General features: G+C 40.6%; 20 protein-coding genes. 19 read left to right on the top strand and 1 reads right to left on the bottom strand.

What is annotated here, in order from left to right; genetic code table 11:
* Nucleotides 1-71 precede the first annotated feature (71 nt).
* From BFP71_RS16260 to BFP71_RS16295, 8 genes are all read left to right on the top strand, one after another.
* A complete protein-coding gene (locus BFP71_RS16260; protein WP_069836483.1) occupies nt 72-2,375 on the top strand; it encodes a DNA topoisomerase 3 in 2,304 nt (767 codons plus the stop codon).
* Nucleotides 2,376-2,443: 68 nt separating this feature from the next.
* A complete protein-coding gene (locus BFP71_RS16265; protein WP_069836484.1) occupies nt 2,444-3,256 on the top strand; it encodes a crotonase/enoyl-CoA hydratase family protein in 813 nt (270 codons plus the stop codon).
* A gap of 82 nt (nt 3,257-3,338) precedes the next feature.
* Nucleotides 3,339-4,028 (top strand): DsbA family oxidoreductase, encoded by a 690-nt coding sequence (locus tag BFP71_RS16270; protein ID WP_069836485.1) that lies wholly within the window; start codon nt 3,339-3,341, stop codon nt 4,026-4,028.
* Nucleotides 4,029-4,100: 72 nt separating this feature from the next.
* Entirely contained in the window at nt 4,101-5,324 is a 1,224-nt protein-coding gene (locus BFP71_RS16275; RefSeq protein WP_069836486.1) for a TlpA disulfide reductase family protein, read from the top strand.
* 54 nt (nt 5,325-5,378) lie between these two features.
* Entirely contained in the window at nt 5,379-6,200 is an 822-nt protein-coding gene (locus tag BFP71_RS16280; protein WP_069836487.1) for an alpha/beta fold hydrolase, read from the top strand.
* A gap of 6 nt (nt 6,201-6,206) precedes the next feature.
* Nucleotides 6,207-6,419 carry a hypothetical protein gene (locus BFP71_RS16285; protein ID WP_069836488.1) on the top strand — a complete coding sequence of 71 codons (213 nt, stop codon included), beginning with the start codon at nt 6,207-6,209 and terminating at the stop codon, nt 6,417-6,419.
* Nucleotides 6,420-6,500: 81 nt separating this feature from the next.
* Nucleotides 6,501-6,803 carry an ArsR/SmtB family transcription factor gene (locus BFP71_RS16290; protein WP_069836489.1) on the top strand — a complete coding sequence of 101 codons (303 nt, stop codon included), beginning with the start codon at nt 6,501-6,503 and terminating at the stop codon, nt 6,801-6,803.
* 9 nt (nt 6,804-6,812) lie between these two features.
* A complete protein-coding gene (locus tag BFP71_RS16295) occupies nt 6,813-7,415 on the top strand; it encodes a short chain dehydrogenase (protein WP_069836490.1) in 603 nt (200 codons plus the stop codon).
* Nucleotides 7,416-7,469: 54 nt separating this feature from the next.
* Here BFP71_RS16295 and BFP71_RS16300 read toward each other — a convergent pair whose 3' ends face one another.
* On the bottom strand, nt 7,470-7,904 hold the full coding sequence (locus BFP71_RS16300; protein ID WP_069836491.1) for a DUF2147 domain-containing protein: 435 nt from the start codon (nt 7,902-7,904) through the stop codon (nt 7,470-7,472).
* A 73-nt stretch (nt 7,905-7,977) separates the two neighbouring features.
* Between BFP71_RS16300 and pdeM the strand changes: the two genes are divergently transcribed.
* The 11 genes from pdeM to BFP71_RS16355 all read left to right on the top strand — a co-directional run bounded on the left by pdeM (nt 7,978) and on the right by BFP71_RS16355 (nt 18,715).
* A complete protein-coding gene (gene pdeM / locus BFP71_RS16305; RefSeq protein WP_069836492.1) occupies nt 7,978-8,610 on the top strand; it encodes a ligase-associated DNA damage response endonuclease PdeM in 633 nt (210 codons plus the stop codon).
* Between the two features lie 73 nt (nt 8,611-8,683).
* Nucleotides 8,684-9,583: a cell division protein FtsX gene (locus BFP71_RS16310; RefSeq protein ID WP_069836493.1), complete on the top strand. Its 900-nt coding sequence runs from the start codon at nt 8,684-8,686 to the stop codon at nt 9,581-9,583.
* 4 nt (nt 9,584-9,587) lie between these two features.
* Nucleotides 9,588-9,797: a DUF3098 domain-containing protein gene (locus BFP71_RS16315; RefSeq protein ID WP_069836494.1), complete on the top strand. Its 210-nt coding sequence runs from the start codon at nt 9,588-9,590 to the stop codon at nt 9,795-9,797.
* Between the two features lie 3 nt (nt 9,798-9,800).
* The gene (locus BFP71_RS16320) at nt 9,801-10,592 is read left to right on the top strand and encodes an undecaprenyl-diphosphate phosphatase (protein ID WP_069836495.1); all 792 of its coding nucleotides are present in this window, start codon (nt 9,801-9,803) and stop codon (nt 10,590-10,592) included.
* Nucleotides 10,593-11,294: a tRNA pseudouridine(55) synthase TruB gene (gene truB / locus BFP71_RS16325; protein WP_069836496.1), complete on the top strand. Its 702-nt coding sequence runs from the start codon at nt 10,593-10,595 to the stop codon at nt 11,292-11,294.
* 4 nt (nt 11,295-11,298) lie between these two features.
* Nucleotides 11,299-12,231, top strand: a complete 933-nt coding sequence (locus tag BFP71_RS16330) for a bifunctional riboflavin kinase/FAD synthetase (RefSeq protein WP_069836497.1) — start codon at nt 11,299-11,301, stop codon at nt 12,229-12,231.
* A gap of 10 nt (nt 12,232-12,241) precedes the next feature.
* Nucleotides 12,242-12,940, top strand: a complete 699-nt coding sequence (locus BFP71_RS16335) for a CoA transferase subunit A (protein ID WP_069836498.1) — start codon at nt 12,242-12,244, stop codon at nt 12,938-12,940.
* Nucleotides 12,941-12,950: 10 nt separating this feature from the next.
* Nucleotides 12,951-13,607, top strand: a complete 657-nt coding sequence (locus BFP71_RS16340) for a 3-oxoacid CoA-transferase subunit B (protein WP_069836499.1) — start codon at nt 12,951-12,953, stop codon at nt 13,605-13,607.
* A 143-nt stretch (nt 13,608-13,750) separates the two neighbouring features.
* The gene (gene gldC, locus BFP71_RS16345; protein ID WP_069836500.1) at nt 13,751-14,098 is read left to right on the top strand and encodes a gliding motility protein GldC; all 348 of its coding nucleotides are present in this window, start codon (nt 13,751-13,753) and stop codon (nt 14,096-14,098) included.
* 247 nt (nt 14,099-14,345) lie between these two features.
* Nucleotides 14,346-17,123, top strand: coding sequence for a TonB-dependent receptor (locus BFP71_RS16350; RefSeq protein WP_069837129.1), 2,778 nt, complete (start codon nt 14,346-14,348; stop codon nt 17,121-17,123).
* A gap of 14 nt (nt 17,124-17,137) precedes the next feature.
* A complete protein-coding gene (locus tag BFP71_RS16355; RefSeq protein ID WP_069836501.1) occupies nt 17,138-18,715 on the top strand; it encodes an SGNH/GDSL hydrolase family protein in 1,578 nt (525 codons plus the stop codon).
* Nucleotides 18,716-19,009 lie beyond the last annotated feature (294 nt).

Here is a 19,009-nt window from a genome sequence, read left to right on the forward strand (position 1 = left end):
AACAAAAAGGCTATTGATTGGGTCGGTTTATTCCCTTATACTTGAGGGATATTGAGCCTTCCCAATCGTTTATGAAAGTATGTATTGCCGAGAAACCTAGTGTTGCCAAGGAGATTGCTGAGGTGATCGGTGCGGGCGCTAGAAAAGACGGTTATTACGAAGGAAACGGTTATCAAGTCACGTGGACATTTGGGCATTTCTGTACCCTACTCCCGCCCGAAGATTACAAACCACACTGGAAACGCTGGGATCTGAACACCCTCCCTATGCTGCCAGATCGCTTTGAAACCAAAGTGATGGATGATAGTGGCGTAAAAAAGCAATTCAAGGTCATAGAATCGCTTTTCAGCAAAGCCAGTTTGGTTATCAATTGCGGGGATGCAGGGCAAGAAGGAGAGCTGATCCAGCGATGGGTAATCAAAAAAGCTGGCTATCAAGGTGAAGTGCAAAGACTCTGGATTTCATCGCTGACGACGGAAGCAATCAAAGCAGGTTTTAGCAATTTGAAACCAGCCACCGAATTCGACAATCTGTATTACGCAGGAAGTTCGAGGGCCATTGGAGATTGGCTTTTGGGAATGAATGCCACCAGACTTTATACCCTTAAGTATGGAGGCTTTAAACAAGTCTTATCAATTGGGCGAGTTCAAACGCCTACCCTAGCCATGCTAGTGAGTAGGCACCACGAAATCGAGAATTTTAAACCTCAACCCTACTGGGAAATTCAAACGAAATATAGAGATACTGTATTCCATAACAGCACTGGAAAGTATACCAAAAAAGAAGATGGCGAGGAAATACTTCAAAAGATCAGCGGCGAAGAACTTTTCATTACTTCAACAGAAAAAAAGGATGGCAAGGAATACGCACCAAAGCTATTCGACCTCACCAGTCTACAGGTCTATTGCAATAGTAAGTTCGGGTTTACTGCTGAAGTGACACTCAAGATAGTTCAGAAACTATACGAAATGAAGGTGGTTACTTACCCGAGGGTAGACACTACATTTCTGCCCAATGACATGTACCCGAAGATTCCAGGAATCTTAAAAGGCCTGTCAAAATACAGTGGATTTACTGCACCACTGCTCGGGAAAACGATCCGCAAATCGAAGAAAGTTTTCAATGATAACAAGGTGACTGATCACCATGCCATTATTCCCACAGGAGAAGAAAAGCATCTTAATAGTGATGAGCAAAAAGTTTATGACATTATCGTCAGGAGATTTCTGGCCGTGTTTTATCCCGATTGCGAAGTAGCCAAAACTCAGGTAAAGGCAAATGTTGTCGATATTCCATTTGTAGCGAAGGGTAAAGAAATTTTGGTTGAAGGATGGCGGACACTTTTCCCAAAAGAAAAGAAAAAGAGCGACGAAGAAGAGGGTGAGCAAAAGGAGGAAGAGGAAAATTTACTACCTACTTTCCAAATCGACGAACATGGTCCACACGAACCTTCTTTTTTAGAAAAGACCACAAAATCACCTAACAATTACACCGAAGCGTCACTTCTGAGGGCGATGGAAACGGCCGGTAAACATGTGGATGATGATGAACTCCGTGACCTTATGAAGGCCAACGGTATTGGTCGTCCATCAACCAGGGCTAACATCATAGAAACGCTTTTTAGACGAAAATATACCGAGCGTAGGAAGAAACAGGTGGTACCAACCGCTATGGGTATTCAATTAATTGATACTATCCAAAATCAACTACTAAAGTCTGCCGAACTTACTGGGCAATGGGAAAAGCAGCTCAAGGAAATTGAAAACGGTGAATTTGGAGCTAAACGATTCATAGCCAATATGATGAAAATGGTTGATGAGTTGGTCTATGAAGTCCGTTCTGAAACCGGAAGGCCTAGATTGACCAATGAGCCTCCAGATAAGCCGAAGAAGAAGCCCCAGAAAAAGGAAGCCAATATGAAGTGTCCTAAATGTGGCGAAGGCAAAGTTTTGAAAGGTAAGTCTAGTTATGGCTGTAGCCAGTGGAAAAGTGGCTGCCATTTGAGAATTCCGTTTACCTATTTAGAAAAGAAACTAACTGATAAACAAATAGAAAGGCTGGTAGATAAAGGAGCTACTACTAAACTGAAGGGTTTTAAAATCGAGGGCCAAAAAGTTGAGGGCATCATAAAAATAGATGGCGCTGGAGAACTTAGCTTCGAGAATTTAAGCAAGCCAAACACTGATCAGAAATCAGGAGAAATGCCCATTTGCCCGAAATGTAAAAAAGGACAGCTCATTAAAGGTCAAACGGCTTACGGATGTAATCGGTGGAAATCAGGATGCGATTTTCGATATCCATTTGAAGAGATTAAGCGCCAAGCGAACGGCCAGCCATTGACAAGAGAATTAGTCTTGGAAATTATCAGTCATTAAAACTTATTCCCTTAGCTCCTTTTATAAATGGATCAGGCTTTTGAAATTGAGGCAAACAGTGAAAACCTATGGCCTACCAACACTTCAAAGTCGAGATAACAGAAAAAGTAGCACAAGTAAAATTCAACAGACCAGAAAAAGCTAACTCCCTCCACATGGAGGCTTGGAAGGAAATGCAACGCATTTTTGAGCACCTTTCAACCGACGATACTGTAAGAGTAATTGTATTAGCTGGAGAAGGAAAACACTTTAGCGCTGGCATAGACTTAGAACTCCTAATGTCAGTCAATAGCTTTAAGAAAATTAGTTGTGGTGCAAAGCGCAGCGAAAAAATCCGCCATTTCATTCTCGAGCTTCAAGATACGATTACAGCGATCGAAAAGTGCGCTAAGCCAGTGCTAGCTGCTATCCACGGAGGCTGTATTGGAGGCGCAGTTGACATAGTTTCGGCTTGTGACATGCGCTACAGCTCGGCAGACGCCTACTTCTCCATTAAAGAAATCGACTTGGGTATGGTAGCTGATATTGGGACACTTCAACGTTTACCTAAAATCATATCACCTGCCATAGTTTCAGAAATGGCTTATACTGGTAGAAAAGTGAGTGGTGCAGAGGCAGAAAAGATCGGCCTAGTCAACAGGTGCTTCGACTCTTCTGAGGCTTTAATGGAAGGTGTCTTAGAAGTCGCAAACACTATTGCCAGCAAGTCTCCATTATCCATAAGAGGCACAAAAGAGATGATTCGTTTTACACGAGATCATAGTGTAGAGGACTCTTTGAACTACATCGCTACATGGAATGCCGCGATGCTCCTTTCTGAAGATTTAAACGAAGCCTTTAAAGCGACTATGGAAAAAAGAGCTCCAGAATTCAAAGACTAACCCTGTTACTCAAAATTTCAAGATTATTTGAACCATAAGTATAAGTGACTGTGTTAATCGATGGTAGTTCAAATACATAGAAATGAGTCAAGAAACCATCACCGTAGATATTGTATCGGATGTAGCCTGTCCGTGGTGTTATGTTGGGAAACGCCGTTTTGAAGCGGCCTTGAAAGAATGGAAAGGTGCTCCAATAAAAGTTGAGTGGCATCCTTACCAACTAGACCCAAATATGGTGGCTGAAGGGCTTGATCGAGATACCTACCTCGTCAATAAGTTTGGAAGTATCGAGAAAACCCAGAACATGACCGACCACTTGACTAATGTAGGAAAGACAGTGGGGATTAATTTCGATTTTGGTCCCAATTGGCTAGCTGTAAACACTTTACACTTGCACCAACTACTGCATGTAGCTGGACAAGAAGGGTTTAAAGATGAACTAAAAGAAAGGTTTCTGAGGGCTTATTTCGAAGAAACGAAGCATTTGAACAACCGAGAACATCTAGATGAGATTATGGCCGAATTTGGTTGGAGTCCTGAAAGAGTTTCAGAAATAATAGAAGACGACACGATCGCTTATGCCGTAAAAAGTGAAATAGCTCACTATCAACAAATGGGCGTTTCGGGTGTCCCATTCTTTATTATCAACAATAAATATGGCATCAGTGGTGCACAACCTCCAGAAGTATTCCTAGAGGCTTTGAACAGCGTCTCTCCTATAGAAGTAATCGCTGAAGGTGACAGTTGCGATCCAGTCTCGGGTGATTGCTAAGGAATTCGGTCACAATTTGAAAGTCAGGTGATGTTCAAAGGTTCAGTACACCTGAATTAGTCCTTCATAAAAATGAATACTATCTTAGTAGTCGAGCAACTCAACATGCTCAGCCAAAGAACTACTATGAAGAACCCATTCAAGCCTTTACTACTGTTGACCTTATGTTCAATCGTCTGTCTAGCCTCTTGCGACAAACAAGAGGAAGTTCCTGCGAACGGCTTTATTGTTAGCGGAAATATACCAGGTCTAGAAACGGAGTTTATGTCTACTTCTTATAGAGGACCAGATGGCGAAAGGGTTAATGATTCTGTCTTTGTGAAGGATGGTAAATTCACTTACACCGGAACAATCACTTCGCCAAGTTTTATCGTTTTTTGGCCAAACGACGAAAAAACGATTAAAAGATCAGGTAGAGGCTACTACCCTGCTAAGTCATCACAATTTGCATTTCTAGCCAGCCCCGGCGACAGAATTGAGTTTAAGGGGGAGGTCACAGATTTTATCAATGCTTACCCTTCTGGAACGGCGGCTAATGATGATCTTGCTAAAATCAACAGCGAGATATTCCCAAAGCTTAATGCATCGGTAAATACACAATTAGAAATAAATAAACTTGTTGCTGACGATCCCAAAATCGAGGAATTGAGAGCAACCATGAGCGCGATCGATGAGGAAGTACTGGAAATAAAAAAGCAGTTTATCAAAGACAATCCAGCGTCGCAGGCAGCCGCTTGGTACTTATCCGATATGATGGTTAGAAGTCAGATTTCTCAAGAAGAAGCGATCGCCACTTTCAAAGCTTTCGATTCTAGTTTAGAGGGGTACACTTTTTACAATCAAGTAGCCATGCGGGTTGAGGGTATAGAATCTACATTGCCAGGCAAGATCATGCCAAATTTCACGACTGAACTAACTTTAGACGGAAAGCCATTCGCCTTAGATGAACTCCGTGGGAAGCATGTTTTGATCGATTTTTGGGGGATTTGGTGTGGACCATGCGTGGAAGAAATGCCAAAAGTAAAGGAGTATCAAGAAAAGTATAAGGACAAGCTTTACGTGCTAGGTGTAAACAGCGGAGATACAAAAGAGCGTATTGAAAAATTTATCGGAGAAAACGGTTACGATTGGAAACAAATAATGACTGGACGTGGTGCCGATGATTTAGTTTTAAAACTTAATGTCGCTGGTTTCCCTACAAAATTTATACTCGACCCAGAAGGCGAAATCTTACACCGATACGTAGGTGAAACAATTGATGCATTTGCCGCGATCGATGAAATCCTTCAAGATTAAGCGTTAGCTATAAATCAGCAATCGGCTTAGACAAATTAGATAACACACACCATTATGTTCTTACTGAAGGGCTACCTTTCACTTCTTCAATTGATCTCGCCCAAACTAGCGGCCAAACAAATGTTCAATTTCATGTCAAACCCAAGGATCATTAAGCTCAGGGATTTTGAAAACGAAATACTTGACCGATCTAAGAAGGAAACCGTTCGGTTTAAATCCTTTGATATTCAATCTTATACTTGGGGAGATGAATCAGACAAAGTGGCCATGCTTATACATGGATGGGAAGGTCAAGCAGGTAATTTTGGTGGTTTGATTGATCCGCTTTTAGCAAAAGGATATCGAGTAATAGCTTTCGACGCGCCATCACACGGCTATAGTTCCAAGGGAAAAACTAACATGTTTGACTTTGTAGAGATTATCGATTCGTTCATGGTGAAAATCAAGCCTGAACTAGTGATTAGTCATTCTTTCGGCAGCGTGATCGCATCTGCATCCATACTGAATCAATCTCAATTGCACTTTAAGAATTGGATTATGGTGACCAGTCCGCATGATTTTCGGGAAAGAATTCAAGACGTAACTGATACCTTGAGCATTTCAAAACCTACCGTCGATATACTTGTTCGTATGATTGAAGAAGACCTCGGTGAAAGTATCGATAACCTGAACATGACTAATTACTGCAAAAGAATAAAAAATGTTGATCAGGTAACGATTGTACATTCTATTCATGATAAAATCTTGCCGATCAGAACAAGCAGAAAAGTACATGAAGCTTTCGAAGAATCAGAAATGATTGAACTTGAGAACTTGGGACATTATAAAATCCTTTGGTCTGATGAACTTAAAGAGATAGTCAATAGAATAGCATAAAAGGAGATGACTAAGACATTTACCCTCTTCATTAAAGCAGCACTGACCATTTCGGTCGTCTTATTTTTCATTAGTTTCTATTATCTCCTTTACAAAGATGATATCGGACTCGACCCTGATTCCATGTTACTTGCCCTCCTACTGGTCATCTTTACAGGGCTCGTTTCGGCCGTTCTGATTATTATTCTGACGATACTTCACAAGAGAAAAAATCAATAGAAATAGGAAACCCTTAATCGGTCAGTTAAAGAAATCGAAATAACATATCGATAATTCTCGATTTATAAATATATTAGCACTGTGAATATCATTGATATCAATAAAGCGTTGAGTAACAAAACGAGGTTGGAGATACTCGGATGGCTAAAATCACCTGGAGACCACTTCCCACCACATACGGATTTAGGCCATTTTAACGACGGTGTATGCGTCCAATATATTAAAGAGAAATCGGGCTTATCACAATCAACCATATCTCATTTCTTGTCGCTTATGCAGAAGGCAGGACTTATTATTCCTACCCGACACGGCAAGTGGACCTACTACAAAAGAGACGAAAAGATGATTAAACGATATATTGCTCATTTAAACGAACAACTTTAATTCAAAACCATGAACATACTGATCATAGGCGCAAATGGAACGATTGGCCAAAAAGTAACAGCGAAATTGGCCGAGAAGCACACCATCATAACTGCTGGCAGAAATGGGGCGGATGAAACGGTAGACATTGCCGATGCTACTGCTATCAAGGACTTATTTGAAAGGATCCCTGCTCAAGATGCCGTAGTCTGTATAGCGGGAGAAGCTAAATGGGATTACTTTAAGAACTTGACCGAAGAAGATTTTTATGTTGGAGTTCGTAGCAAAATGATGGGGCAAGTAAACCTTGTGCGGATCGGGAAGGATTATCTAAAGCCGAACGCCTCTTTTACTCTTTCTACAGGCGTACTTGCCGATGACCCTGTGGTGATGACGACCAGTGCGGCGATGGTCAACGGTGCTATTCACAGTTTTGTAAAAGCTGCTGCTTTAGAAATGGAAAATGGTCAAAGAATAAATGTAGTGTGCTCTGGACTAGTGGAAGATTCTAAAGAAAAGTATGAAGACTATTTTCCTGGCCATGATCCAGTACCCATGCCGAAAGTGGTAAACGCCTATGTAAAAAGCATTATGGGTAAAAACAATGGTGAAATTATTCGGGTAAATGCCTAAGGGCTTTCGGGGAGTAGCCTAAACTGACCTACTCCCAATTGTAAAATAAGTCCTTTACTTTTCCCTGGTCCAAACTACGGTTCGGCCAAATACTGTTATACCCAAATACCCGCGAACTTGTAACTTTCCTCGTTTCAAGCGCATATAGCTAGAATACGTCTTGCCATTTTCAGGGTCATAGATTTCTCCTCCCTCCCATTTATCATCGCCATCGAAGGTGAAGCCTTGAACCAGGTTTATTCCAATGATCGGTCTTGTACGAAGCGATTTATCGGAATTCTCTTTATCGAGTTTCGCTTCACCCCGTTCATTTTTAGGCTCTTTAAGCCAGATGATTTTACCGTTGTACTTACCGTTTTCCTTGTAGATTTCTATTTTCGCCCGACCCTTATCGGTGAGCCAAACCCCTAAAATTTCATCACCGTCATTGGCGCTTAGTGTGTTTATCTGGAGACTTGCCAGAAGTAAGAATACAAGTTTAAATTTCATGCCGTCGCTGTCTTATATTTGTTCATTGCTTTGACCTTAATTCCATTAACTCAAAGTAATTTGATTTGTTGGAATGATTAAATACAAATTTCGGGAACAAACATTATGCCTACTACCAGAAAAAGCAATTTTTTGGAAGGAAAAAAGATTGCTAATCATTGCTGATTTGCACTTGGGTAAAGCTGGGCACTTTAGAAAATCAGGCATACCCGTATCGGACCTAATTCATTCGATGGATATACTGGTGCTCGACAAATTGATTAATACTCATAATCCACTGGAAGTCATATTTTTAGGCGACCTTTTTCATAGCGATCACAACCAAGGGTGGGAAGTTTTTAAACGCTGGCTCAGGTCGAGGCCTGAACTTCCTTTTAAACTTATTCTCGGCAACCACGATGTTTTAGCCAGTACAGATTATAAAATTGGCAACCTAGAATGTCTAATGTCACTTGACCTACCCCCCTTTAATTTCACGCATATCCCTGAAGAGTGTAGCCTGTATAATATGGCCGGACACATTCACCCAGCTATAAAGCTACGCGGAAAAGCAAGGCAAAACCTAAGAGTACCCTGCTTCTATTTTGGAGCTGAAGGGGGAATACTTCCTGCCTTTGGAAAATTTACAGGCACAGCCAGAATAAACATTGCCGAAGGTGATGATGTATTTGTCATTGCTGAAAAAGAAGTGATCAAAATAGCCTGACCTTAAATAATATTAACCTGAACTAGAAGTTTAAATTTTGGAATTATACTATTTTTGATAGAAAATCAGCAGTTTGGCAAAGGAGACGAAGAAATATAGACGCAAAAAGAAATTAGGCTCTTATCAGTCATTCAGTGTTGTTTTTAGCACCTCTCTCGCACTTTTTGTCATTGGTTTATTCGGAATTCTAGTATTACAAGCCAATAAGCTCACAGCGGTAATCAAACAGAACATTGAAGTTCAGGTATATCTGAACAAAGATATTTCCGAAAGCCAAAGAGGTAGGATTGAAAGCGAATTATCGGCGAGCGACTACATCTTAATGACCGACGGCCAAGCAGAAATCACATTCAAATCTAAAGAAGAAGCGGCCGAAGAGTTTATTGAGTCTACTGGTGAAGACTTCTCTAGTTTCTTAGGCGATAACCCGCTAAAAGATGCGCTTACTTTTAAAGTCAACGAAGAATTCCAGACAAATGAAGCCTTAGAAGCGCTCAAAGAACGAATTCAGAAAATAAGTGGTGTTTTTGAAGTCACCTATGTCGAAAACTTAGCCGACTCAATCAATAGCAACCTTACCAAACTCAGTGTGCTGCTATTAGGAATTTCAGCAGTATTGATCATTGTTGTGCTCCTGCTTATTAACAGTTCTATCAAATTGGCGCTATTCTCACAACGCTTCCTAATCCGAAGTATGCAGCTGGTAGGTGCCAAAAGTAGTTTTATTAAAACCCCATTCTTGAAAAGGTCAATACTTCATGGTGCTTTTGCTGGTCTGATCGCTTCACTCTTACTTTTTGGCCTTAAAACATTTGCAAACAACCAAGTAGACGGACTAGCATCACTTCAGCAGGAAGAATTAGTTTTAGCACTTTACGGGCTATTAATAATACTAGGAGCAATAATTGCCTACTTTAGCACTTTGAAGGCAATGAATAAATATTTGAAAATGTCTTTAGACGAACTCTATTAATATTATGGCAGAGAAAAAAAACAACTTCGCCTTTGGCAAAGAAAACTACAAATGGATGCTCATTGGGTTGGGTGTATTGTTACTAGGTTTCATTGTCATGTCTATGGATAGCACGCAGCATGGTCAAGGCTTTTTAGGGCTAACACTCGGACCAATCATCATTGTGGCAGGCTTCATCATTGAGTTTTTCGCCATTTTCAAAAAGTCGAAGTAATTCATGAGTTTTATTGAAGCGATTGTCCTTGGCATTGTCCAAGGGCTCACAGAGTTCTTGCCCGTGAGCAGTAGCGGTCATTTAGAACTAACTAAAGCTATTCTTGGCGATAATAGTGTTCCAGAAGAAAGTTTATTGATGACAGTTGTACTCCATGCAGCCACTGCACTGAGTACCATCGTAATTTTCAGAAAAGACATAGCCGAATTGCTTTCAGGCTTGTTTCAATTCAAAAACAACGAGCAGTTCCAGTACTCATTAAAAATTGTTTTATCCATGATTCCAGCAGCCGCCGTTGGTGTGTTACTGGAAGATGAAATAGAACAGCTATTTGGTGGGCAAATATTGTTAGTTGGCTTGATGCTATTAGTCACAGGAACACTCCTATTTCTGGCCGATAGAGCAAAAAACACGAATAAATCTGTTTCAAATCAAAATGCCTTAATTATTGGGATAGCACAAGCTATCGCCATATTGCCAGGTATATCACGATCAGGCGCCACAATTTCTACCTCAGTGTTATTAGGTATAGATAGACAAAAAGCGGCTCGGTTCTCTTTTTTAATGGTTGTGCCTTTGATTTTGGGTAAAATGGCCAAAGACCTATTAAGTGGTGATTTGATGGCAGCGAATACCGAAACTTCTCTTTTAATAGTAGGCTTTGTCGCTGCCTTTATCGCAGGACTTTTAGCCTGTACATGGATGATCAAATTGGTAAAAAGAAGTCAACTCAAGTACTTCTCTTACTATTGCTATGTGATTGGTTTAGCAGCCATCATTTATACATTTGTTTAGATGCTACAACTGGACCCACAGCTTACAAAGCAAGAAAACTTTACGGCAGGTCAAGTCATACTGATAGACAAACCACTGACTTGGACATCTTTTGATGTAGTCAAGAAAATTCGAAATCTTATCAGGATTAAGAAAGTAGGTCACGCAGGTACGCTAGACCCCTTAGCTACTGGATTGTTAATTTTATGTACTGGTAAAAAGACCAAGTCCATAGAAGGGTTTATGGGGCAAGAAAAGGAATACACTGGAACTTTTACCATTGGCCAGACTACGCCTACATACGACTTAGAAAGTGAAGTAACGGCCCCAGTCCCAATCGATCATATTGGCGAAACTGAACTAGAAAATGCTCGAAAGCAATTTATTGGTGACATTGAGCAAGTTCCCCCAATGCATTCTGCTATTAAAGTGAATGGTAAAAGGCTTTACGAACATGCCCGAAAAGGCGAAAAAATAGAGGTTAAAACCAGAAACGTTTCTATAAAGGAGTTTGAGCTGACTGAAATAGATCTTCCAGTAATAAAATTTCGGGTGGTTTGTTCCAAAGGAACTTATATTCGAAGTTTGGCGCATGACTTTGGCGCTGCACTTGGCGTTGGCGCTCATCTGAGCAGTCTAAGAAGAACAAAAATCGGTGACTTCAAAGTAGACAATGCCTACAAATTAGATGACTTGGTAAGTTTATTAAAAGACATTTCATAGCCAGATGAAAATCCACTTAGGAACTGAAACCATACATGAAATAAAGAATTCCGTGGTCACTGCCGGAACTTTCGATGGTGTACATAAGGGTCATCAGCAGATTCTGTCCAGACTAAGAGAAGTTGCAGATAAGGTCAACGGACAAACCGTATTAATCACCTACTGGCCGCACCCAAGGTTGGTCTTAAACCCACATGACAACTCTTTACTCCTACTCTCGACCTTTCCAGAAAAAGCAAATTTACTGGAGCAATACGGTGTAGATCATTTGGTTAAGATTCCGTTTACAGCGGAGTTTTCGCAAATGGCGCCAGAAGAATACATCAAAGTCATTTTAAGCGAAAGAGTTAAGACACATCGAATGATCATCGGTTATGACCATCGGTTTGGCAAAGACCGATCTGGTGGTTTGGAGGAACTAAAAGCATTTGCCCCGAAGTATGATTTCGAAGTAGAAGAAATTCCGAGACATGATATTGACGAGATCGGCATAAGTTCTACTAAAATCCGAAAGGCATTGGAATCGGGAGACGTAGCAACGGCCAATAAATACCTTGGTAGAAGTTATAGTATTGCCGGAAAAGTAGTCCATGGACAGAAAAAAGGACGATCCATTGGTTTCCCTACGGCCAATATCGTTGTAAAAGAAAACTACAAGCTTATCCCAGCCGATGGTATTTATGCTGTGAAGGTTTGCAATAAATACAAGAAGTTCGATGGGATGCTCAACATTGGACATCGACCTACCGTTGGAGGAGAAAACAAGACCATTGAAGTCAATATTTTTGACTTTAATGAGGATATTTATGATACTGAAATCAGCATCGAGTTCATAGATCACATTAGGAACGAAGTGAAATTCGAGTCCCTAGAAGCTTTAAAACATCAATTGGAGGAAGATGAAAAAGCTGTGAGAAGTCGATTAAGTAAACGCTAAATAAGAGAACATGATCAATAAACAAGTAAGCAATGCCGATGAAGCCATTCACGACATTGCTGACAATTCTACCTTAATGTTAGGTGGTTTTGGTCTTTGTGGAATCCCAGAAAATTGTATTGCCGCCTTGGTCAGAAAAGGAACAACTGGCCTAACCTGCATTTCCAATAATGCTGGAGTCGACGATTTCGGAATCGGTTTGATGCTAAAAACGCGACAAGTAAAAAAGATGATCTCTTCTTATGTAGGAGAAAATGCCGAGTTCGAAAGACAGTTACTTAGTGGAGAATTAGAAGTGGATCTTATTCCACAGGGTACCCTGGCCGAACGTGTAAGAGCTGGAGGCGCTGGAATACCCGCATTTTTCACACCTGCTGGATATGGTACCGAAGTAGCCGAAGGCAAAGAAGTGAGAGAGTTTAATGGTAAAATGCACTTGTTAGAAAGTTGGTTAAAAGCTGATTTCGCCCTCGTTAAAGCTTGGAAAGGTGATAAATCTGGCAACCTAGTGTTTAAAGGTACCGCTAGAAACTTTAACCCAATGATGGCCATGGCCGGTAAAATCACCATTGCGGAAGTGGAAGAACTTGTGGAAGTTGGGGAACTAGACCCTAACCAAATCCATACGCCTGGGATATATGTGCAACGTATTTTCCAAGGACAAGATTACGAGAAACGAATTGAGCAACGGACAACACGCATTAATTGAATTCATTGATATGTTAGATAAAATAGGCATCGCTAAACACATAGCACAAGAGGTTCAAGATGGTACGTACATCAATTTAGGGATAGGAATACCCACCCTTGTCGCCAATTTCATTCCCGAAGAAATCAATGTAGTCCTCCAGTCCGAAAATGGATTATTGGGCATAGGTCCCTTCCCAGAGGAAGAAGCTATAGATGCCGACCTTATTAATGCTGGCAAACAAACTGTAACAACATTGGCAGGCTCTTCCCTATTCAGCTCGGCCGAAAGTTTTGAAATGATCAGGGGTGGTCATGTTGATCTCACGATTTTAGGTGCTATGGAAGTTTCTGAAAACGGAGACATAGCCAATTGGAAAATTCCTGGTAAAATGGTCAAAGGTATGGGCGGTGCCATGGATTTGGTAGCCTCCGCTGATAACATCATTGTAGCCATGCAACACTGTAGCCGCTCGGGAGCATCAAAATTACTTCCAGATTGTACATTACCGATTACAGGGATTAACTGTGTCAAAAAAATAGTCACCGACATGGCTGTATTGGATGTTTTGCCAGAAGGTGGTTTTAAATTATTGGAACGTGCCCCTGGCGTATCTGTTGAGGAAATTAAAGCAGCAACAGCTGGCAAGCTTATCGTAGAGGGAGAAATCCCTGAAATGAACTTTTAGGATAGAGGCCTTATATCGACCTTATTCCTAAATCTAGGACATTGTCACCAATTTGTCCCCCACTAAACAATATGCACAATGGTGGAGTTTATCTAGCCTTAGCAGATACATTTAAACTATATTTGCGCCACAAAAATGCATAAATGAAAGAATCAGAGATTAACCTCAGAGTAGAGTTAGATAACGAGAATATTCCAGAAAAAATCTTTTGGAATGCCACAGATAAAGATGTTGAAGGAGAACAAGAAACTAAGTCTTTTAGCCTATCTATCTGGGATCACAATAACCAGAACACCTTAAGAATAGACCTTTGGAATAAGGAAATGCCCATCGATGAGATGAAACGTTTCTATGTGGATTGCCTTGGTGGTTTAGCCCAAAGTGTATTAAACTCTACCGGAGACGAGTTCATGTCAAGCGCAATGAACAGGTTATGTGACAAGCTTGTCAAACATCTTGAAGAAGAATTAAAGCAAAACACGCAAGGCTAATAAATACCATAAGCCTTGTACTTTATATAGAAAACACAATAGAGTTATTTGAATTACTGAGATATTCTGCATGCATAACATTTTGCAGAAATCGCTTTATTACTTCCAAAATCCTATTAATTTTGGAATTCGGCCGAGGTTTTGCAATCTTATACCTTAGTCAAGCCAAACTTTATTTGTTTCAAAACTCTAAATGATGATGAATTTGAAGAGAATTTTTACATGTTTCACAATCGTCTTTCTGGCAATGCAAACGATTACATTGTCAGCTCAGACTGAAGTCTCGGTCTCTGGATCGGTCGTAGACGACGCCACTGGTGAAAGTCTACCAGGGGTAAATATCCGAGTCAAGGATAAGGTAATCGGTACTATTACATTACCCGACGGTAAGTTCTCGCTTACGGTCAAAGATGCACCACCGATCACTTTAATTTTTTCCTATGTCGGCTACAAGCCACAAGAACTAGAAATCAATCAAAACAACGTTTCCAATTTGGAAATTAGAATGGAAGAGTCAGTCATTTTCGGACAAGAGGTCGTTGTTTCGGCATCACGTGTCGAAGAAAGCATTCTGACCTCGCCCGTTTCAATTGAAAAACTAGACATTCTGGATATACAAAATACAACGGGTGCTACCTTTTATGAAGGGCTTGCCTCATTGAAAGGTGTAGATTTCAGTACACAAAGTTTAACTTTTAAATCCATCAATACGCGAGGTTTTGGAGCCAATGGTAACACAAGGTTCGTTCAGTTAATCGATGGTATTGATAACCAAGCGCCGGGTCTGAACTTCGCAGTGGGTAATATTGTGGGTATCAATGACCTTGATTTAGAGTCAGCTGAAATGATCCCTGGAGCAGCTTCTGCCCTATACGGACCAAACGCAATCAATGGTATTCTTCTTTTAAACTCTAAAAACCCATTTGATTATCAAGGTTTTAGTGCTTATGCCAAAACTGGTGTAAATAGTGTTGAAACCAATGCGACTGGATCATTAGAGCAAAATGCCGAACTATACCAAGACTATGGTTTCAGATGGGCAAAATCATTCAACAATAAACTAGCCTTCAAAATCACTGGATCTTACTTAAGAGCAAATGACTTTGTGGGTACTGATACAAGAGACCAAGGATTTAACACATTTGGTGTAGTAGAACGTGGCGCGGAATCTAGAGGTGATAACAGACTTTATAATGGTGTCAATACTTATGGTGACTTCGATATTACAGTCGGTCAAATTGCAGACATCGCTATCGCGGGCGGAAACACCAGTCTTCCACCGATCAGAACTTTAATCCCTGATGGCCTAGATGGTTTATTCACACCAACAGGGTTTGAGGAAGCTACCTTTGTAGATAATACGACTGAAAGTATCAAACTAGGTGGTGCATTACACTACAGACTAAATGATAGACTAGAATTACTTGGTCAATTCAATTACGGATCAGGTAGTACAGTTTATACGGCAAACGATAGGTTCGTTTTAGATAACTTCTCAATCTCTACGGCTAAACTTGAGTTGAAAGGATCAGACTTTTATGTAAGAGCCTACACTACGCAAGAAAATTCTGGCGATAGTTATGCAGCCAATACCTTAGCACAAAGAATTAATCAAGCTACTTATCTAGAACCATATTTGTTGGCATTTTCTGGTGCTAGATTGGCAGGTCAAAACGTAGTAGACTCACACGCTGCGGCTAGAATAGCTGCTGATGCAGTTCAACCACAACCTGGTTCTGCGACTTTCGATGCGCTATCGGATCAAATCAGAAACACTTCTATCGCCGCAGGTGGTGCTAAGTTCTTAGACAACTCTAACCTTTACCATGTAGAAGGAAGTTGGGACTTAACAGATAGAATTGAGTGGGCAGAAGTAGTTGTAGGTGCTAACTGGAGACGTTACGGACTTGTTTCTGAGGGTACATTATTCGCCTTAGACAATAACAATGAAGAGATTTCTTTCAGTGAGTGGGGTGCTTACACGCAAATTACTAAACGCTTCTTAGACGATAACTTGAAAATTCAAGGGTCTATGAGATACGATAAGAACGAAAACTTCGAAGGTCAATTATCACCTAGAATTTCGGCTGTAGGAACACTTGCTGGAAACCACAACATTAGAGGTTCATTCCAAAGAGGTTTCCGTATCCCGACTACACAAGATCAATTCATTGATCTAGATGTGGTAACTAGACGACTAATTGGTAGTAACAGCCTATTAGTAGACAGATACAATTTCCAAACAAACCAAATCTATACTACGAATAGTGTGAACGCAGCACGTGCTGCAGGCAATGCTTCCCTCCTAGTGGAAGAAGTTAGAGTTAACGACGAATTCACAACTGAAAAAGTAAATACATTCGAAGTTGGATATAAAGGACTTTTCCTTGATGGTAGATTATTAGTTGATGCTTACTACTACCATAGTGTTTACACAGATTTCATCGCTGAGATTGACTTTACGCAAGCCGTACCTAACGGATTAACTGGTGCTAATCCTGATGCTGGATCAACTGCTCAACGCGACGCCATTGTAAATGGTACCGTAGCAACTCAGCGTTTCGGTTTTGACGTTAATGCAGAGGGTAAAGTGAAATCACAAGGTTGGGCTGTACAAGTTGACTACAACTTAGACGGTGGTTACTTTATTGGTGGTAACGTGGCTTTTAATGAGTTAATTTCGCAAGATGACTTATTGGCGCAAGGCTTTAGAGCAAGCTACAATACACCAAAATATAGATATAACGTAAAGTTTGGTAACAGAAAAGTTACAGATAGAATCGGATTCAACATTAACTACAGATGGCAACAAGCTTTTCTGTGGGAGTCATCTTTTGGTGTAGGCGTTATTCCAGAATTTGGAACATTAAATGCGCAAGTGAGCTACAAAGTTCCTGAGTGGAAATCTACTATCAAACTCGGTGCTAGTAACTTGCTAAATGAGCGTTATACTACCTCATTTGGTAACCCGAACATCGGTGGTATTTACTATGTACAGATCACTTTTGACGAATTCTTTAAGTAAAACCCAGCATAGAAATGAAAAATCTTAAGATATATTTATTAGCACTGTTAGCTTTTGCCTTCGTCATTCAATCATGTGATGAAGACGTAGATCTCATTTTACAGCAGGAAATCGAGAACCCACTTCCTGGTGAGGTTACTGGTACACCTGGATCACTTGATTTAAGCAATTATGTTTCGATCGGTAATTCTATTGCTGCTGGTTTTCAAGATGGAGCACTTTATACAGATGCTCAGAATCAAAGTTTTGCTACTTTCCTAGGTACACAATTCCAAGTAACTGGTGTTGGTGGGCAAGCCTTCAACGTACCAAGCATTAATTCTGTCAATGGACTTTCTGGCGCAAATCCAGCCGGAGGATTCTTCGGAAGGTTTGAACTTAGTTTAAGCCAGCTTAGACCAGTTCCTACTGAAGGTGAATTATTTGGTGCATTTGACGGGGACAATTCAGCATTAAACAACTTTGCTGTTCCAGGCATGAAGGTGACGGATATTTCTCTGCCTTCACTTGCGGGAAGCAATCAACTTTATGGAAGGTTTGCTTCTTCTCCTGGGACATCAACGGTTCTTGGTGATGCCTTGGCTACTGACCCAACCTTTTTCACTTATGAATTAGGTTCTAATGATGTTCTTGGCTATGCAACTTCTGGTGGGGCAAACATAGCTGACATTACAGATGCCGTTTCTTTCCAAACAAGTCTACAGACTTCTTTGAGTGCCTTAGTAGCATCAGGAGCTAAAGGTGTGGTAATGAATGTTCCAATGATGCTGACAGCACCATTTTTCAGAGCTGTTCCTTACAACGCTGTTCCTTTGGATGCGGCAACTGCTCAAGCGCTGAATGCTGGCTTTGCTGGCTTTAATCAAGCACTAGCAGGAATGGTTCAAGCTACTTTAATTACTCAAGCAGACATGGATCAAAGAATGGTAGCGTACCAAGCCGGTGCTAACCCAATTCTTATCTTTGATGAATCACTTGAAGATTTAGGTCCTAAATTCGATCTTCTAGGCCTTCCTGCAGCAGCAAGAGCTGGATTAGAACCATTTAGACAATCTAGGCCAGCTGTAGCAACAGATTTACCACTGCTGACAGCAGCCACAGAAATCGGTAGAGATGTAACGGGTACTGGAACAGTTCTTTCAGGAATCTCGCTTCCAATTGCAGACAACTTTATCCTAACACAGGCTGAACAAGTTGATGTGATTACAGCAAGAGTTACTTACAACACGATTATTTCTAACGTTATTCAGGCGATAAATGCTGCGGAAGGTAGCACAGTGCTAGCTGAGTATGACATCAATGTTCAATTGGCTGATATTGCTGGTCTAAATACGGCAACAGCAACACAATTAGGACTTTCTGCGGAAGCAATTGCAGCTGCTGATGGAACATTAGGAATCATTGTTGACGGTGTTAGTTTAGCGCCTGACTTTAGCCCTAACGGTGTATTCTCCACAGATGGAATTCATCCAAATCCAAGAGGACACGGTATCGTGGCTAATGCAATGATTCAGTTAATGAATGACACCTTCGGTTCTACGATTCCATTGATGAATGTATTGGCACTAAGAGGTATAATTGCTACAGATTAACATTTCTCGACAGCAACAAAAAAGGGTTTCGAATATTCGAAACCCTTTTTTTATGTCTTATAATTATTGCTCATAAAAAAAGAAACCCGAGAACGTATTTCTCGGGTTTCACCTCAACCAATAGATTAATAACCATCAACTTCACTTTCCAACTTCACTTTGTTTTTTGCTTAACCTGACATATACTTTACAAGTCTTCTGCCAACTTTAGCGAAAACCACATCTTATTGATATACAGTGATTTACAAAATTTAAATCTGTGCCGAACATTACTTTTTATACCATTATTGGAAT

It is taken from the genome of Roseivirga misakiensis, assembly GCF_001747105.1.
Lineage (GTDB): Bacteria > Bacteroidota > Bacteroidia > Cytophagales > Cyclobacteriaceae > Roseivirga > Roseivirga misakiensis.

Bases quoted from the DNA above. Each gene is read 5' to 3' on its own strand.
- truB (WP_069836496.1), top strand. From the start codon at position 10,593: ATGCTACAACTGGACCCACAGCTTACAAAGCAAGAAAACTTTACGGCA.
- BFP71_RS16315 (WP_069836494.1), top strand. From the start codon at position 9,588: ATGGCAGAGAAAAAAAACAACTTCGCCTTTGGCAAAGAAAACTACAAA.
- BFP71_RS16260 (WP_069836483.1), top strand. From the start codon at position 72: ATGAAAGTATGTATTGCCGAGAAACCTAGTGTTGCCAAGGAGATTGCT.
- BFP71_RS16285 (WP_069836488.1), top strand. From the start codon at position 6,207: ATGACTAAGACATTTACCCTCTTCATTAAAGCAGCACTGACCATTTCG.
- BFP71_RS16280 (WP_069836487.1), top strand. From the start codon at position 5,379: ATGTTCTTACTGAAGGGCTACCTTTCACTTCTTCAATTGATCTCGCCC.
- gldC (WP_069836500.1), top strand. From the start codon at position 13,751: ATGAAAGAATCAGAGATTAACCTCAGAGTAGAGTTAGATAACGAGAAT.
- BFP71_RS16350 (WP_069837129.1), top strand. From the start codon at position 14,346: ATGCAAACGATTACATTGTCAGCTCAGACTGAAGTCTCGGTCTCTGGA.
- BFP71_RS16265 (WP_069836484.1), top strand. From the start codon at position 2,444: ATGGCCTACCAACACTTCAAAGTCGAGATAACAGAAAAAGTAGCACAA.
- BFP71_RS16295 (WP_069836490.1), top strand. From the start codon at position 6,813: ATGAACATACTGATCATAGGCGCAAATGGAACGATTGGCCAAAAAGTA.
- BFP71_RS16355 (WP_069836501.1), top strand. From the start codon at position 17,138: ATGAAAAATCTTAAGATATATTTATTAGCACTGTTAGCTTTTGCCTTC.
- BFP71_RS16300 (WP_069836491.1), bottom strand. From the start codon at position 7,904: ATGAAATTTAAACTTGTATTCTTACTTCTGGCAAGTCTCCAGATAAAC.
- BFP71_RS16320 (WP_069836495.1), top strand. From the start codon at position 9,801: ATGAGTTTTATTGAAGCGATTGTCCTTGGCATTGTCCAAGGGCTCACA.
- pdeM (WP_069836492.1), top strand. From the start codon at position 7,978: ATGATTAAATACAAATTTCGGGAACAAACATTATGCCTACTACCAGAA.
- BFP71_RS16275 (WP_069836486.1), top strand. From the start codon at position 4,101: ATGAATACTATCTTAGTAGTCGAGCAACTCAACATGCTCAGCCAAAGA.
- BFP71_RS16340 (WP_069836499.1), top strand. From the start codon at position 12,951: ATGTTAGATAAAATAGGCATCGCTAAACACATAGCACAAGAGGTTCAA.
- BFP71_RS16335 (WP_069836498.1), top strand. From the start codon at position 12,242: ATGATCAATAAACAAGTAAGCAATGCCGATGAAGCCATTCACGACATT.
- BFP71_RS16330 (WP_069836497.1), top strand. From the start codon at position 11,299: ATGAAAATCCACTTAGGAACTGAAACCATACATGAAATAAAGAATTCC.
- BFP71_RS16270 (WP_069836485.1), top strand. From the start codon at position 3,339: ATGAGTCAAGAAACCATCACCGTAGATATTGTATCGGATGTAGCCTGT.